The 16,342-nt window shown below is 60.4% G+C and carries 16 protein-coding genes; 7 read left to right on the forward strand and 9 right to left on the reverse strand.

Translation table 11 applies throughout. The features are described from left to right. The first annotated feature begins 44 nt into the window (after positions 1 to 44). The 4 genes from QN370_RS07505 (at position 45) to QN370_RS07520 (ending at position 3,889) form a co-directional block, all read left to right on the forward strand. On the forward strand, positions 45 to 1,613 hold the full coding sequence (locus QN370_RS07505; protein ID WP_322128450.1) for a GMC family oxidoreductase: 1,569 nt from the start codon (positions 45 to 47) through the stop codon (positions 1,611 to 1,613). A gap of 39 nt (positions 1,614 to 1,652) precedes the next feature. Continuing rightward, positions 1,653 to 1,994: a ribbon-helix-helix domain-containing protein gene (locus QN370_RS07510; protein ID WP_322128451.1), complete on the forward strand. Its 342-nt coding sequence runs from the start codon at positions 1,653 to 1,655 to the stop codon at positions 1,992 to 1,994. Positions 1,995 to 2,190: 196 nt separating this feature from the next. Further along, positions 2,191 to 3,480 (forward strand): PQQ-dependent sugar dehydrogenase, encoded by a 1,290-nt coding sequence (locus QN370_RS07515; protein ID WP_322128452.1) that lies wholly within the window; start codon positions 2,191 to 2,193, stop codon positions 3,478 to 3,480. A 70-nt stretch (positions 3,481 to 3,550) separates the two neighbouring features. Then, positions 3,551 to 3,889 (forward strand): cytochrome c, encoded by a 339-nt coding sequence (locus QN370_RS07520; RefSeq protein ID WP_322128453.1) that lies wholly within the window; start codon positions 3,551 to 3,553, stop codon positions 3,887 to 3,889. On the opposite strand, the gene QN370_RS07525 is transcribed toward QN370_RS07520, so the two are convergent. The 8 genes from QN370_RS07525 to QN370_RS07560 form a co-directional block, all read right to left on the reverse strand. Next, positions 3,886 to 4,527, reverse strand: a complete 642-nt coding sequence (locus QN370_RS07525; protein WP_322128454.1) for a TIGR04282 family arsenosugar biosynthesis glycosyltransferase — start codon at positions 4,525 to 4,527, stop codon at positions 3,886 to 3,888. The two genes, QN370_RS07520 and QN370_RS07525, sit on opposite strands and share 4 nt — an antisense overlap. Then, positions 4,524 to 5,246, reverse strand: a complete 723-nt coding sequence (locus tag QN370_RS07530; RefSeq protein ID WP_322128455.1) for a TIGR04283 family arsenosugar biosynthesis glycosyltransferase — start codon at positions 5,244 to 5,246, stop codon at positions 4,524 to 4,526. The genes QN370_RS07525 and QN370_RS07530 overlap by 4 nt, the downstream gene beginning before the upstream one ends. Further along, positions 5,210 to 7,360 (reverse strand): FAD-dependent oxidoreductase, encoded by a 2,151-nt coding sequence (locus QN370_RS07535; protein WP_322128456.1) that lies wholly within the window; start codon positions 7,358 to 7,360, stop codon positions 5,210 to 5,212. Before QN370_RS07535 ends, QN370_RS07530 begins: the two co-directional genes overlap by 37 nt. 31 nt (positions 7,361 to 7,391) lie before the next feature. After that, positions 7,392 to 8,372, reverse strand: a complete 981-nt coding sequence (locus tag QN370_RS07540; protein ID WP_322128457.1) for a hypothetical protein — start codon at positions 8,370 to 8,372, stop codon at positions 7,392 to 7,394. Further along, the gene (arsS, locus tag QN370_RS07545; RefSeq protein ID WP_322128458.1) at positions 8,369 to 9,331 is read right to left on the reverse strand and encodes an arsenosugar biosynthesis radical SAM (seleno)protein ArsS; all 963 of its coding nucleotides are present in this window, start codon (positions 9,329 to 9,331) and stop codon (positions 8,369 to 8,371) included. Before arsS ends, QN370_RS07540 begins: the two co-directional genes overlap by 4 nt. A gap of 266 nt (positions 9,332 to 9,597) precedes the next feature. Next, positions 9,598 to 10,473: a PhnE/PtxC family ABC transporter permease gene (locus QN370_RS07550; RefSeq protein ID WP_322128459.1), complete on the reverse strand. Its 876-nt coding sequence runs from the start codon at positions 10,471 to 10,473 to the stop codon at positions 9,598 to 9,600. 6 nt (positions 10,474 to 10,479) lie between these two features. Then, entirely contained in the window at positions 10,480 to 11,343 is an 864-nt protein-coding gene (locus tag QN370_RS07555; protein WP_322128460.1) for a phosphate/phosphite/phosphonate ABC transporter substrate-binding protein, read from the reverse strand. A gap of 58 nt (positions 11,344 to 11,401) precedes the next feature. Then, the gene (locus QN370_RS07560) at positions 11,402 to 12,274 is read right to left on the reverse strand and encodes an S-methyl-5'-thioadenosine phosphorylase (RefSeq protein WP_322128461.1); all 873 of its coding nucleotides are present in this window, start codon (positions 12,272 to 12,274) and stop codon (positions 11,402 to 11,404) included. Between the two features lie 433 nt (positions 12,275 to 12,707). Here QN370_RS07560 and QN370_RS07565 point away from each other — a divergent pair, with 433 nt between their 5' ends. After that, a complete protein-coding gene (locus QN370_RS07565; RefSeq protein ID WP_322128462.1) occupies positions 12,708 to 12,968 on the forward strand; it encodes a hypothetical protein in 261 nt (86 codons plus the stop codon). Positions 12,969 to 13,081: 113 nt separating this feature from the next. Here QN370_RS07565 and QN370_RS07570 read toward each other — a convergent pair whose 3' ends face one another. Beyond that, positions 13,082 to 14,074 (reverse strand): serine/threonine protein kinase, encoded by a 993-nt coding sequence (locus tag QN370_RS07570; protein ID WP_322128463.1) that lies wholly within the window; start codon positions 14,072 to 14,074, stop codon positions 13,082 to 13,084. 113 nt (positions 14,075 to 14,187) lie between these two features. Between QN370_RS07570 and QN370_RS07575 the strand changes: the two genes are divergently transcribed. Together QN370_RS07575 and QN370_RS07580 are read left to right on the forward strand one after the other, a co-directional pair. Next, the gene (locus QN370_RS07575; RefSeq protein WP_322128464.1) at positions 14,188 to 14,877 is read left to right on the forward strand and encodes a UPF0149 family protein; all 690 of its coding nucleotides are present in this window, start codon (positions 14,188 to 14,190) and stop codon (positions 14,875 to 14,877) included. Between the two features lie 122 nt (positions 14,878 to 14,999). Then, positions 15,000 to 16,322, forward strand: a complete 1,323-nt coding sequence (locus QN370_RS07580) for an Nramp family divalent metal transporter (protein ID WP_322128465.1) — start codon at positions 15,000 to 15,002, stop codon at positions 16,320 to 16,322. Positions 16,323 to 16,342 lie beyond the last annotated feature (20 nt).

A 16,342-nucleotide genomic window follows, 5' to 3' on the forward strand; every position in this document is an offset into this window, starting at 1 on the left:
CAGTAAAGCACCAGCACGGACCTATAAAAAACAAGGAGACAGACGTGGCTGCAAAATTTGCTTTGAATGAAGAAGTCGTCGTGATCGTCGGTTCAGGTGCCGGAGGCGGTACGCTAGGCAATGAACTGGCGCAAAAAGGCATCAACGTGGTCGTGCTCGAAGCCGGCAAACGGCATGAAATTTACGACTTTGAAAACGATGAATGGCCGATGTTCGACAAGATTTCGTGGCTCGACAAACGCACGACTTCGGGCACCTGGCGCATCGCTAAAGATTTCCCGAACTTGCCAACCTGGATCGTCAAGGCGGTGGGCGGCTCGACCGTCCACTGGGCCGGTGCCTCGCTACGTTTCCAGGAACACGAGTTCAAGACCCGCACCCACTACGGCGCGCTGCCCGGCGCCAACTTGCTCGACTGGCCGATCACGCTGGCCGAACTGGAACCGTTTTATGCCAAAGCCGAAGACAAGATGGGCGTGGGCGGTACCAACGGCATTCCTCGTCTGCCGGGCAATAACAATTACAAAGTACTGGCTGCCGGTGCCAAGAAAATGGGCTACAAGGACTACCACAGCGGCAACATGGCCATCAACTCGCAACCGCGTGACGGACGCGGGTCATGCCAGCAGATCGGTTTCTGTTTTCAGGGCTGCAAATCCGGCGCGAAATGGTCGACGCTCTACACCGAAATCCCCAAGGGCGAACAGACCGGCCACCTCGAAATCCGCGCCGATGCGCAAGTACTGAAGATCGAACACAACGCCGCCGGCCTGGTCACTGGCGTGCTCTACAGCGATGCCAAGGGCAACCGCAGTTTTCAGAAAGCGCGGGTAGTCTGCGTGGCTGGCAATTCGATCGAGTCGCCGCGGCTGCTGCTCAATTCGGCGTCGGCCCAGTTCCCCAACGGACTGGCCAATAGCTCCGGCCAGGTCGGCAAGAATTACATGCGCCACATGACCGGCTCGGTCTACGCAACGTTCGAGCAACCGGTGCACATGTACCGCGGCACGACGATGGCCGGGATCGTGCGCGATGAATCGCGCCATGACACTAAGCGCGGCTTTGTCGGCGGCTATGAAATGGAAACCGTGTCGCTAGGCGTGCCGTTCATGGCCGCCTTCATGGACCCGGGTAGCTGGGGTCGGGATTTTTCGTCGGCGATGGATGCCTACGACAACATGGCCGGCATGTGGCTGGTCGGCGAAGACATGGCGCAGGAATCAAACGGCGTGACCTTGCATGCGACCGAAAAAGACCAGTTCGGCCTGCCCATCCCGAACGTCCAGTTCAGCGACCATGCCAACGATATCGCCATGCGCAAGCATGCTTTCGGCCAGGGTAGCGCGCTGTACCAATCGGTCGGTGCGAAGCGCGTGATCTACACGCCACCGTATCCGTCGACCCATAACATGGGTACCAACCGGATGAGCGCACGCGCCCAGGATGGCGTGGTCAACCGGTGGGGCCAGTCGCATGACATCAAGAACCTGTTCGTCTCCGATGGCAGTCAGTTCACGAGCGGTGCCAGTGAAAATCCGACCTTGACCATCGTCGCGCTGGCGATCCGCCAGGCAGACTTCATTGCCGGCGCGATGAAGCGCAAGGAGCTGTAAGCTCGCACCATCACAACCATAAAAAAACAGGAGACAAGCATGTGTGAAATCTACGTCAAGGCCGACCCGATCCACTATGAGTTGCGGACCCGTTCGATCCGCATTCACGGCGTCGTCACCAGCATCCGGCTGGAAAATATGAGCTGGGATGTGCTGGCAAAAATTGCGCTCAAAGATGGGCTGACGACCAACCAGCTGATCTGCCAGCTCTACGACGAAGTGATCCGTCAGCAAGGCAAAGTCAGCAACTTCTGTTCGTTCCTGCGGGTTAGTTGCATGCGTTATCTCTCGAATGTCGCAGGACAGGAAGAGAAGGAGGCCATCCTGCAGGGAAAGCCTGCGACGCTCAGGCCGCTGTTGCACAAAGTAGCTGGCGGCTAGTCCGGCTCGCGCCCGACACAAAATCGTAGGGTGCAATGCCCTGCGCTTATCGCACCCTACGCAAAAAAACCATCCAACCAAAAAGTAGTATCCCGCTACTACCAAAGAATACTCACCGCAGAGAATAATAGGACGATTGTTCGATTTATCAACAGCGACAACAGCAAGCCCATAACAATAATCAGGAGAGCACATCATGCAAAAAAATCGTTGGACAAAAATGGGGTCGGCGGTCGTCACCGTGGGGATGGTCATGGGATTGGCGGCCTCGGCATTCGCCCAGGAGCAGGCGATGGACAAACTCAAATCAATGCGCGTCTCAGGCATTGATCCGAACCTGCCACTGATCCCGCAGACCGGCAAGAATGCCGATGCGATCAAGGAAAACCTAAAGCGCGTAAAGATGCCGGCCGGCTTCGCAATTAACTTGTACGCAATCGTTCCGGATGCGCGCCACATGGCAGTCGCGCCATCGACCAACATGCTGTTCGTCGGCACGCGCAAGTCGTCCGTCTGGGCCGTCACCAACCGCAACAGCGGCGACGAAGCCACCGAAGTCAAACAGTTCGCCCCTTCCCTGAAATTCACGCAGCCGAATGGCGTGTGCTGGACCAAGGATGGCTTCCTGATCGTGACGGAGCACAACCGCATCCTGAGCTTTCCTGCCGCCGAATTTTTCTATGAAGGTGCCGATGTCGCGGTCTCGGAACTGGTCCCGCAAGGCAAGCTGATCACGGTCGAGGACGAGAGCTACAACCATGGCGCACGCGTCTGCCGTGTCGGCAAGGATGGCATGCTGTACGTCGCATTGGGTCAGCCATTCAATGTGCCGCCGCGCGAAAAGCTCAAGAGCTTCAACGAGCAGGGCATAGGCGGCATCATCCGCATGGACGCCGCCACCGGTGCCAAGCGCGAAGTCTATGCGACCGGTATTCGCAACTCGGTCGGCATGGAGTTCAATCCGAAGAACAACGACCTGTGGTTCACCGATAACCAGACCGATGGCATGGGCGACGATATCCCGGCCGGCGAAATCAACCGCGCGACCAAAAAAGGCCAGTTCTTCGGCTATCCGTACATTCAGGGCAAGACACGGATCACCGAATTTGGCTACGACAAGGATCCGGTACCGGCCAACACGACCAATCCCGAGGTCTACATGGAAGCCCATGCAGCCGACCTTGGCATGACGTTCTACACCGGCGACGTGTTCCCGGCCAAGTATCGCGGCGGGATTTTCTCGGCGCAGCATGGCTCATGGAACAAGACCACGCCGATCGGTGCACGCATCATGTTCACGTCGCTCAAAGCAGACGGTTCGGCCGACAAGACCGAAGTGTTTGCCGATGGCTGGCTCGATGGCAAGACCCGTCAGTATCGCGGTCGCCCGGTCGACGTGGCCAACTTGCCGGATGGTTCGATCCTGGTCTCGGATGACTTTGCCGGTGCGATCTATCGCATCACCTACACTGGCACTGGTACCTGATCCACGCTGAGTGCCCGCCGCGCCGACTGCGCGGCGGGTATTTTTTTGTCCTCTTTTTTCGATCGTGCGCATGATGACTTCTGACAGATTTTCAACCACCCGCGCAGTGCTGTTCGCACTATCCCTGATGGCCACCAGCGCCGTCGCCGCCGACCTCGAAGCCGGCCAGGCCAAAGCAATGAGCTGCGCCATGTGCCACGGTGCCAATGGCATCAGCCAGATGCCCGGCGCGCCGAATCTGGCTGGCCAGCAAGCGCTGTATGTCGAACTGCAACTGAAAAATTATCGCAGCGGCAAACGCAACAATGAAATCATGAGCGTCATCGCCAAGCCGCTGACCGATACCGAAATCAGCAACCTCGCGGCATGGTACGAATCGATCAAGATCGACGGCACCACGGCACGCTAATCCGGAAGCAGCCCAAGCTGCACCGCGCGCAAATAATCGGCGGGCTCATCGACATCCCAGCGCTCCGGCATTTCTGCCCAGTCCGGTCCGTGCTGCCAGCCCAATGCCCGCAGTCGACTGCGGGTCTGCGTCATGACGCGGTCGGTACTCCAGATCATTGCATCGAAGATTGCCGTGAAGCCGGCGGCTCCATCCCGCGTCGCACCGACCAGCACATAACCGCCGTCCTCGGCCGGTGTGAAAACCAGACGTGCGCCCTGCTCCAGCGCACGCGCTGCCAGTTGCAGATCGGTACTCGCCAGCACCGGGCAATCGCTACCAATCAGTAGCACGCGTTGATGGTCCAGTAATAAGCGGCTAAAGCAAACAGCCATCCGTTGTCCGAGGTCGCCCTCGGCTTGCGGATAAGCGGCGATGCCAAAGCGCTGACAGCAGTCAATCAGGACAGGATGATCCGGCGCACCGGCACTCCACAGCGAGACCTGACCGGGTGCCGCGTGCAGCGCGCTGCGCAGCGCGAGTTCGGTCATTTGCCGATGCGCATCGGCGGCACCGTTCGGGCCGAGCAACGGGATCAATCGGGTCTTGGTCAGTCCGGCTACCGGCGCTTTGGCGAAGACGGCAATGTGCAGACTCATCGTGGCAAATAACCGTAAGCGATGGCCAGTGCACGCGGATCAGCGCCACAAAAATAAGCCAGCCGCAAACGCCACATCAACACGATGGTGCGCCAGACGCCATGCTTTTCCCAGCGCCGGCCTGAGCTGATGACGCGCGCGCGCAGGCAGGCCGGCGGCGCAATTTTTTTCAGGCGACGACTCAGTTCAATGTCTTCCATCAAGGCGATAGGCGCGTAGCCACCCAGTCGCTCGAAGACATCGCGGCGCACGAAGATAGCCTGATCGCCGGTGGCGATGCCGCTCAGGCGCGAGCGCCAGTTCATCATCGCGGCGATCACCGGCAGCATCCGGTGCGTGCCGGCCAGCGTGATATCGAAGCGGCCCCAGAGCCGTTCGTGCAAGGCTGCCGCGATCAGCTGGTCAGCCTGTTCGGGCAGCACCGTGTCGGCATGCAGGAACAGCAGTGCAGCACCGTTGGCGCGCACCGCACCGGCATTCATTTGCAGCGAGCGACCGCGCGGCGCATGCACCACCAGATCGACCAGCGGCTGCGCCAGCGCGACGGTCTGGTCCGTGCTGCCGCCATCGGCGAGGATCACCTGGGCACCGGCTTGCCGCAGCGACGCCAGCCGCGTGAGCACCGCGACAATCGTGGCGGCTTCGTCGAGGGCCGGCACGATGATAGCCAACGATGCCCCCATCAGCCGCGCTGCCACGCGTGGTACTTCGCCACCCATCTCAGCAAGCGCTCCGGCGTGTGGGCTTTTTTCCAGACGCCGGCAGCGAACTTGTTGGCTTCGGCCAGCGTCGGATAAATGTGAATGGTGCCGAGAATCTTGTTCATGCCCAGGCCGTGCTTCATCGCCATCACGTATTCGGCGATCAGGTCACCGGCATGGTCGCCGACGATGGTCACACCAAGAATTTTGTCCTTGCCCGGCACGGTCAGCACCTTGACGAAGCCATGTGCTTCGCCGTCGGCAATCGCCCGATCGAGGTCATCGAGTGCATAGCGTGAAACTTCATACGGCACACCGGCAGCGATCGCCTCCTGTTCATTGAGACCGACGCGCGCCACTTCCGGCTCGGTGAAGGTCGCCCATGGGATCACCGAATAATCGGCCTTGAATTTCTTGAAGCGACCGAACAGGCCATTGACCGCCGCAAACCAGGCCTGATGCGCGGCGACGTGCGTGAACTGATACGGCCCGGCCACATCACCGGCAGCGAAGATATTCGGATACAGCGTTTCGAGGTAGTCGTTGGTCTCGATGGTGCGGGTCTTGCTGATACCGATGCCGAGTTCTTCGAGGCCGTAGCCGGTCAGGTTGGCGCTGCGACCAAGTGCCACCAGCACGTCATCAAAGACGATGCGCACTTCGCTGCCGGCATGCTCGGCGACCAGGATTTTCTGCCCGTATTCGCGCAGGAAACGCACGGCCTTGTGGCCGGTCAGCAGCGCAATGCCTTCGGCACGGAAGCGCGACGCCACCATTGCCGAGACATCGGCATCTTCGCGCAGCATCACGCGCTCGGCCATTTCGACTTGCGTGACTTGCGCGCCGAGGCGGGCAAACGCCTGCGCCAGTTCGCAGCCGATCGGACCGCCGCCCAGCACCAGCAAGCGACGCGGCAACTGACGCAATGACCACAGCGTCTCGGAGGTGTAAGCCTCCATCGTGTCGAGCCCCGGTATCGGCGGCATGAACGGCCGCGCACCGGCGGCGATGACGATGTTGCGCGTGGTCAGCGTGCGTTTGCTGCCATCGGGCTCGGTGAGTTCGACCGCGAACGGCGAGACGATGTGCGCCGAACCTTTAAGGCTATCGACGCCCAGCCCTTGATACCGTTCGGCGGAATCATGCGGCGCGATGGTGGCGATGACGCGCTGCACGCGCTCCATCACGGCCGCAAAGTCGACTTGCGCGCTGGCCTGCACCAGTCCGAATTCATGCGCGCGGCCGATGTGCGACATCAGCTTGGCCGAGCGGATCAGTGTCTTCGAGGGTATGCAGCCGGTATTGAGGCAATCGCCACCAAGTTGATGGCGCTCGATCAGCGCGACCTTGGCTTTGACAGCCGCAGCAATGTACGCGCTGACCAGTCCGGCCGAACCACCGCCGATGACGACCATGTTGTAATCGAAGCGGGCCGGACGCGGCCAGCGCGCATACACCTTGCGCGCCTTGATCCAGTCGAGCGCCTTGCGTGCGATCAGCGGGAACACGCCGAGCAGCACGAAGGACAGCAGCAAACCAGGCGACAGAATCCCCTTGAGCGACGTGATCTGCGCGAGCTGGGTACCGGCGTTGACGAAGACCAGCGTACCGGCCAGCATACCAAGCTGACTGACCCAGTAGTAAGTACGCACCGGCATCACGGTCAGTCCCATCAGCAAGTTAATCAGAAAGAATGGAAACACCGGCACCAGCCGCAGCGTGAACAGGTACAGCGCGCCATCGCGGGCAATGCCTTCGTTAAAACTCTTGAGCTTGTCACCGAAGCGCCGGATCACCCAGTCGCGCAAAATGAAGCGGGCCGACAGGAACGCCAGCGTGGCACCGACGCACGACGCAAACGAGACGATCAGCGTACCGAACCACAAACCGAAAATCGCACCGGCACCCAGCGTCAGGATGGTCGCGCCCGGAAACGACAGCGCCGTGGCTGCCGTATAGATCAGGAAAAAAATTCCGGCGCTGGCCAGCGGACTGGCCGCAGCCGCAGCCTGCAAGGCTTCCTGGCGTGACTTGAGTTCCTCCAGACTGAGATACCGACCGAGGTCGAAAACGAAGAAAGCGATGATAGCTGCGACGATCAGCAGCAGCAGGAACAGGCGGTTTTTTGTCATGGGAACGGACCTCGAAGAAAGCGATGGAGGATTACTTGAATCCTGCAGGACAGGCTTGTTCCGGCGAGTATGCCGGACCGTGATCGAGTCGCGATAAATACGCTGTGTTCGCTACCGAACCTTGCGGCCAGTCGCGCAGAAATTGCTCGCGCCAGCCGGCCTGATCATAGTCCACTGCGACCGCCGCAACATGAATGGTTTCGCCGTCAATCCGGAACATCCGTTCGTACTGCACATTGAGCCAGGCGGGTGCTGGCGTGCGCGCAACCCGGCTGATCAGCCCGGCGCGAACGCCAGAAAAATTCGGCAGTCCGGCGGCACCGTTGTTGATCACGCCGCACTCCTGGCCCTCAACGCGAAAGCGTCGCAACGCTGGCAGACAGGTATGCGAACTGGCAAACAACGACACCTCGGCCTTGCGAAAAAACTGTTCGTTGATCGCACGCCGGGCCGGATCATCGAGCCGCTCGCGTGAAAAATCCCAGCCGGCCAGCGTCGTCGCATCGCCATGCACGATACCGATACGGGCCTTGCCAACGCTCGCCAGCAAGTGCATCGGCAGCGCGGCCATCGTCCCGCGCAACGCACCGAGCGCGCGCTGCGCGGTGGCCCGCAACGCGACGATGATCTGGTTCGACTGCGTCACCACGTCATCGCTGACCTGCTCGGGATAGCCGCAACCGCAACCGGCGGCCTCATCATCGGCAGCCAGTTCAGTCTCGACATTGCCACGCAGCGCAGTGTGCCGCAGCACGCGCGCATGGATGTCGGCAAAGACCGCCGGATCGGTATCGAACCAATGGAAATCCCCGTTGAATACCAGTTGCGGCGGCACCTCCTCGCGCGCAGCCAGCGACTCGATCGCATCGAGCGCCTGCGCATTGCCGTACAGTCCGCCGATCACGTACAGCGTCTGCGCAGACAGGTCGGGTTCGCGGGCAAAAACGCCCGCGCCGTAGGCATAACTGGTCGGGCAATTGCGCCCGGCGCGCGGTACCGCCAGCGGCATCAAGCCAGCGCTCCGCTGCAACTGCTACCGGCACCGGCGGTGCAGCCCCAGCAATGATTGGCGACCTTGATCGGATTGCCTTCCAGCGACACCTCGAGCAAGTCGGTCAGGTGTCGCCGCCCTTTGCCGGGCTGGCTCAAGGGCAAGCCCAGCATCTGGTTGAAATCACAGTCATACAGATAACCCAGATGATCCACCGAGATCAGCGAGCGGCACATCACACCGGCCAGATTGGCGTCCTGATGGGCCGAGCGCAGCAAGTCCATGTAAGCGTGGAACTGGCCTTTTGAAATCAGCGTGCTGCCAAAGCGCTGGATCGGCATGTTGGTGATCGTAAACAGCTCGTTGAAACGGATGCCGAATTGCTCGCCCAGAAAGTGGTCGTAGTCTTTTTTCAGACTGGATTGCGACGGTGGCAGCACCGGTCCTTGCGGGTTGTAGACCAGGTCCAGCACCAGCGCGCCGTCGGGGTCGCCATAACCGAGCGCATTGAGTCGCTGCAGCATGCGAATGCTGCTGCCGAAGGTGCCGTCACCGCGTTGCTTGTCGACGTTGTCTTCGCTGTAGCACGGCAGCGAGGCCACGATGTGGACCTGCTGCGCGGCGAGGAAGCCGGCAAATTCTTCATAGCCGGGTTCTTCAAGAATGGTCAGGTTGCAGCGGTCGATGACAGCCACGCCGAGCGCGCGCGCCTGCTCGACCAGAAAGCGGAAATGGACATTCATCTCCGGCGCACCGCCGGTCAGATCAATCGTGCGGATGGTGCCCTGGCGCAGCACGTCGAGGACTTGCCCGACCGTGGCGCGGTCCATCTGTTCGGTGCGGGTCGGTCCGGCATTGACGTGACAATGCAGGCAGGACTGGTTGCAGGTCGTGCCCAGATTAATTTGCAGGGTATCGGGACGGTGGCGTCGCAGCGCCGGAAAGTCGGTAGCAACAAGCAAAGGAAGTGTTGCGTGCATAAATGATCCTCAAAGTACAACAGGGGTCAGGATAAACCGAAACGGCAGAGTAGCGGTTGGTCGGTCCGGCGCGGCGATCCTGACAACCGGAACGAACGGATCGCGATCTCGACATTTTCTAAAATAAGTTGATTATGTTTTGCAAAATTTGGAAGACCTGCGGTCATTATCTGATGCCAGAAATAAACGACGACCCTGTCCAAGCCTCGCCTTCTTGACGATATGGCTGGGCTGGCGAGCATGGAAAAAATACGGACGCCCTGCCCTCAATGTGACCGTGCAGCCAGAATCGTTCGCACTCGCCGACTAATCCGGTCAAAGCAAGTCACCAGCAGGACGATGGCGATCAGCAAGGTCGCCAGCCGGCCCCACTGGAACAGCGACACCGCTTCGGACACCAGCAGCCCGAGTCCGCCGACGCCGATCAGCCCGAGCACGGTCGAGTCGCGCATGTTGAATTCCCAGATGTACAGATGGATCGACAGTCCTTGCGGCAGCAGCGTGCGCGGCAACGCATGCCAGACAGTTTGCAGCGGCGTCATGCCGATCACGCGGCCGCAGTCGATCAGGCGCTCGTCGATGTTCTCGATGGCTTCGGCATACAGCTTGCCGTAGGTACCGAACGAATGAAAAGCGATGGCCAGAATACCGGCCATCGGACCCAGCCCGATAATGCCGACCAGCAGCAGACCGAACACCAGCGCATGGATTGCCCGCGCGATGTCGAGCAATCCGCGCGCCGGTGATGCCAGCCAGCGCGGCATGGCCAGATTGCGCGCGGCCACCAGTCCGAACGGCAGCGCCGTCAGCGCCGCCAGCAACGAACCCAGCGTGGCAACTTTCAGCGTGGTCCAGATCGCTGCGGCCAGACCCAGCAGATAACGCTGTTCGGTTGCGCGCTGGTCTTCGACGCGCAGCACGACGCCCTCATCGTTGCGGTATTCAAGGTGGGGATTGCCGAACCAGGCATCGAGCAGGCTCGGGCGCGACAATTCGTGCGCGGTCTTGAGCAGGTTGTCGAGCGGATTGCGACCAAACTGCACATCGCCATCGCGCACGAAACTGATCGCGCTGGCCGCAATCAGCACGCCATACATCAACGCGAAGAGCCACAGGCGGGTGCGCCCGGCCAAGCTCGGCATCGGCGCTTACTTGCGCGGTTGCAGCTTGCCGGTTGCCAGTCCGGCGTCGCGGATCGCGCTGTACAACTTGTCGTCGCTTTTGACAAAGCCGGTGTAATGCGCCGGCAGCAGTCCCGGATTGGCCTTGAGTTCGGCACCAACCTGTTCCAGTGCAAGCTGCAACTGAGCGACGAGTGCCTTGTCTTTCATCAGGTCGCTGCTCACTGCCACCGCATCATTGGGCAGCGGAGCCGAGGTCCAGAAAATCTTGCTGTCGGCCGCCTTGATCAAGCCCTGTTCGATCATCGCATTGCGGTTGCGGTCGTAGTCGGCACCGGCATCAAGTTCGCCGCGCGTGACTTGCGTTTCGATGGCCTGGTGCTTGGTGTAGAGCACCTTGCTGAAGAATTTTTCGGGATCGGGAATGCCCATTTTCAGGAACTGATGGGTCGGGATCAGATAGCCCGAGGTCGAGCCTTTGTCACCGAAGGCGAAAGTGCGTCCCTTCAGATCGGCCAGGCTGTTGATGCCGGAGCGGGGATGCGTGATCATCAGCGCGAAGTACTCGGGCTTGCCGTCATACAGAATCGTCGCCACCGCCTGTGCGCCGGACTGGTTGTTGGCCAGCACATAGCCCCACGGACCCATCAGCGCGATATCGGTCTCGCCATTGGCGAGCGACTTGGCCAGCCCTTCCCAGCTGTCGACGGTGCGCAGCTCGACTGGCTTGCCGAGTTTTTTTGACAGGTACTCGGCCAGCGGACGATAGGTGGCATCGTTCTTTTCCTTATCGGGCTGAAACAGGCCGACACCTAGACGCAGCGTATCGGCAGCAAGAGCGCTGCTACACACCAGCACGGCAGCAAGAAACAGGACGACGGGACGCAACATGAGCAGTTCCAATGAAGGTTGGTCGCGCCGTGACAGCGCGCAGGACAGGATTAACAGTTCAGACGTATTTTTCCAGCAGCGGCATCAGCTTCTCGCGCGTTGCTGCCGGCATCGCCGACGCAGGCGTGACTAACGCTTGCGCCAGTGCCGTATGCGCCTGCGAGACCGGGGCCTGCGCAGCCAGACGGCGCAGTGCCGCGCGCAGCACTTGCTGGGCCCCGGCGGCATTGTGCATCATATTGCCGATCGCCATCTCGGCCGTCACCGGCGCGTGGCCGGTATGCCAGCAATCGAAGTCGGTCACCAGCGCCAGCGTGGCGTAGGCAATTTCGGCTTCGCGCGCCAGCCGTGCTTCAGGCAGATTGGTCATGCCAATGACTGACGCGCCCCACGACCGGTACAACTGCGACTCCGCCAGCGTCGAGAAGGCCGGTCCTTCAATGCACACATAGGTACCGCCGCGATGCAGCGTTGCTTCCGGCAAGGCCGCGTCGTCGAACGCATCCGCGAGCAGCTGACTCAGTGCCGCACAGACCGGCTGTGCCAGGCTGATGTGTGCCACCGCGCCATCACCAAAAAACGTGTTGACGCGCTGGCGCGTCATGTCGATGTACTGGTCCGGCAGCACCATGTGGCGCGGTGCCATGTCTTCGCGCAGCGACCCGACGGCCGACACAGACAGCAGGTAGTCGACGCCCAGACTCTTGAGCGCCCAGATGTTGGCGCGATACGGCACTTCGGTCGGCAGCAAGCGATGGCCGCGACCATGACGGGCGAGAAACGCCACCTGCACACCCTCGATCGTGCCAATGGTGATTGCATCCGACGGCGCGCCGAACGGCGTGTCGATGGTGACTTCATGGCGGTCCTGCAACCCATCCATGTTGTACAGACCGCTGCCACCGAGAATGGCGAATCGAATTTTTTGCATGTGTTGTGTCTTGAGAAAAAAGAGGGTGAGGCGCACAGCAATGGCAGCCTAGTTAGGGGTTCGCTCATCGCAAGCCCCATTGTACGTGGAAGTCGGAGGCGGACGCAGCGGTGGCGCTTGCTGCCGGGACGATGAATCAGGATTTGCCGACGCCTTCAGCGGGGTACCGCTTCTCGGTAGAGGCACGGGTTGGCAGATTGCTGGTAGAGCGGACTTTGCGTTTCCTGAGCCAGTACAAGCTGACTCAGGAGTGATCATGATGGTGCTCGGATTTCTAGATTGAGTTGTCCTCGGGTTGGCGACCGATTACTAGAGGTCCTAACCTAGTGTCGATTGTTACCGTCGTATGGTGACGATTTTTGTCCCAATCTTCAACTCCTTGAACTCCTTGTGCTACTTGCCCGGCTCCTTGAGTGACTCCTTGGACTACTCCTTGGACTACTTCTTGGCCTGCTTCTTCGCCTACTTGCCAGGCTTTTTGGGCTACTTGCCCGGCTTTTTGGGCTACTTGCCCGGCTTCTTGGGCTACTTGCCCGGCTACTTGCCCTACTTGCCCGGCTACTTGCCCGGCTACTTGCCCTACTTGCCCGGCTACTTGCCCTACTTGCCCGGCGACTTGCCCGGCTACTTGCCCTACTTGCCCGGCTACTTGCCCGGCTACTTGCCCTACTTGCCCGGCTACTTGGGCGGTTAGACTCCTCAAGCTTTGGCCTTTAAACGTAACGAATGACATTTTAACGCTCCTTGTAAGAGCCACACCATTGTGGCAACTATCATGAATGGTTACATCAGGCCAAAAGTTCCATCTTACCCAACCCGCAACGGCCCCTCCTCCATCAACGCCACCTGCTCCCGCAATTCCAGAATCCGGTCTTGCCAGTACCGCTGCGTGTTAAACCACGGAAACGCCACCGGAAACGCCGGGTCGTCCCAGCGCCGTGCCAGCCACGTCGAATAATGCAGCAGGCGCAAGGTGCGCAAGGCTTCGATCAGATGCAGTTCGCGCGGATCGAATGCGCAAAAGTCTTCGTAGCCGGCCAGCAAATCCGACATTTGCCGGACCATGTCGCCACGCTCGCCCGACAGCATCATCCACAAATCCTGGATCGCCGGTCCATTGCGGCTGTCATCAAAATCGACAAAATGCGGGCCGACATCGGTCCACAGGACGTTGCCGCTATGGACATCACCATGCAGGCGCAGGCTGGCCACATCACCGGCGCGGTCATAACAACGGCGCACGCCGTCGAGTGCCATCGTTGTCACGCTCTGCCAGGCCGCGAGCAGTTCGGGCGGAATGAAATCGTGTTCGAGCAACCAGGTGCGCGGTTCGATACCGAAGCTGTGGATATCGAGCGTCGGACGTTCCATGAACGGTTTGAGTGCGCCGACCGCATGGATGCGACCGATGAAGCGGCCCATCCATTCCAGCGTTGCCGGGTCTTCCAGTTCCGGTGCCCGACCGCCGTGGCGGGCGAACACGGCAAAACGAAAGCCGTCGAGTTGGTGCAAGCTGTTGCCATCGCCGAAACGGGTAGCCGAGACCACCGGGATTTCGTGTGCGACCAGTTCTTCGACGAACGCATGTTCTTCAAGGATGGCGGCATCACTCCAGCGACCGGGCCGGTAAAACTTGGCCACTACGGGCGAACCCTCGTCGATGCCGATCTGGTAGACCCGGTTTTCGTAACTGTTGAGCGCGAGCAGGCGGCCATCGCCATGCAGGCCGATGCTGTCGAGGGCGTCGAGCACCAGGTCGGGGCTGAGGTCGGCAAAAGAGGGAGTCGTGGGTGAGTTCATGACGGGCATTGTACGGCCGCACCGGTCAGGCTGACCGCATTTGATCGTGCCGGCCCGCCACCGGATCGATACAGGCGATACACTACGCCCCATTCAATTCCCCGGAGCTTTCCATGCATCTCGACCAGCCCTTGTCCGACAAAGAGTTCGACGAACTCGACAAATTCCTGCTATCCGACCGTTGTGCCGAAGACTGCATGACGATGGACTCGTTGCACGGTTATTTCACCGCCCTCGTGATCGGTCCTGAACAGGTACCGCTGGCCGAATGGCTGCCGCCGATCTGGGGCGAGTCCGACGAAACCGGCCCGGACTTCAAGAACCCGAAAGAATTCGACCACATCGTCGGCCTGATTTCGCGTTTCATGAACGAAGTCGCGATCACCTTTGAAGTCGCGCCGAAAGAATTCGAGCCGCTGTTTTGCGAGTTTGAATTTGAAGGCAAGCAATTGCTCGATGGCGAAGCATGGGCCTGGGGATTCTGGGAAGGCACGCAATTGCGCTCCGATGCCTGGGCACCGATCTGGACCTCGAACCTGGCCGACATCATGCGCCCCATCTATCTGCTGGGTGCCGAGGAGATCGAAGAGAGCGAAATGCACCTGGTTGACACGCCACTCAAGGCGCACAAGATGACCATCGAAATCGAATCGGCAATCCCGCACATCCTCAAGTACTGGGCGCCGATCCGTTCCTCCGGCGTTGAAACCGTCACGCGCGAGTCGCCCAAAATTGGCCGCAACGATGACTGCTCGTGCGGTAGCGGCAAGAAGTTCAAGAAGTGCTGCGGCGCGGAAGGATAAACCGCTCGGCGAGCATGCCGTTATCGACGCACGTACCGCTCCGAACCGGGCGGCGCGTGCCGATCTGTCCGACCAGTAACAATCAATCGTCAATCAACAATCAATAATCACTACCCGCTCCCATGTTCCACCTACCCAAAACCGCCACCGCTCCATTTTGTCCTTCCGAAGTCGCCGGCACCGTCTTCGTCGCCAACACCGACTCGCTCTGGAAAAAAATCTCCCGCTTCGCCGGTCCCGGCCTGCTGATCTCGGTCGGCTACATGGACCCCGGCAACTGGGCCACCGCAATCAACGCCGGTTCGGTGTATGGCTACAGCCTGCTGTTCGTGGTGGTGCTGTCTAGCCTGTCCGCGATCGTGCTGCAATGCCTGAGCCTGCGGCTGGGCATTGCCAGCGGCAAGGACCTCGCGGTGCTGTGCCGCGAACATTACTCGCCGCCGGTCGCCTTCGTGTTGTGGATACTGGCCGAGATCGCCATCATCGCCTGTGATCTGGCCGAAGTGCTGGGTTGCGCACTCGCATTCAAATTGCTCATCAACGTCTCGCTGCCGGTCGGGGTCTTGCTGACCGCCTTCGATACGCTGCTCATACTCGGCCTCAAGGGCCAGGGATTCCGCAAGGTCGAAGCCATCGTGCTGGCGCTGATCCTGACCATCGCCGGTTGCCTGTTCACCCAACTGGTGTTCATCAACCCCGACTGGCAAGCGGTGCTGCATGGAGCGATCCCGTCGATCGATGCGCTCTCGACCCGCGATGCGTTGTACCTGGCCATCGGCATCCTCGGTGCCACCGTGATGCCGCATAACCTGTATCTGCATTCGTCGATCGTGCAGACCCGGCGTGTTGCCAAGGATGAGCAAAGCCGGCGCGAAGCGATCCGCTTTGCCAGTCTGGACACGGTCGTGTCGCTGATGCTGGCGCTGCTGGTCAATGGCGCGATCCTGGTACTGGCGGCAGCGGCCTTCCATGCTACCGGCAATACGTCGGTCACCGAAATCGACCAGGCCTATCACCTGCTCGATCCGATTGCCGGCACGGCAGCGGCTGGCATCCTGTTCGGACTGGGGCTGCTTGCCGCCGGTCAGAGCTCGACCTTCACCGGCACCATCGCGGGTCAGGTCATCATGGAGGGATTCCTGAAGCTCAAGATCGCTTGCTGGAAACGGCGCGTCATCACGCGTGGCCTGGCGCTGGTGCCGGCATTTGTTGGCGTGATCATGCTGGGTGAAAACTCGGTCGGACGTCTGCTGGTGCTCAGTCAGGTCGTGCTCAGCATGCAACTGCCGTTCGTCATGTATCCGCTGCTGCGGCTCACTGGACGGGTCGACGTGATGGGCGGGTTCGTCAATTCGGCTTGGTTGAAAATACTGGCTTGGTCGCTGTTTGCGGTGATCTCGGCGGCCAATGTGTGGTTGGTGTTGCAGGCGTTCGGGGTGATTTGAGCGGGATTGTCGGTGCTTCG

It is taken from the genome of Actimicrobium sp. CCI2.3 (assembly GCF_035019065.1).
Classification (GTDB): Bacteria; Pseudomonadota; Gammaproteobacteria; order Burkholderiales; family Burkholderiaceae_D; genus Actimicrobium.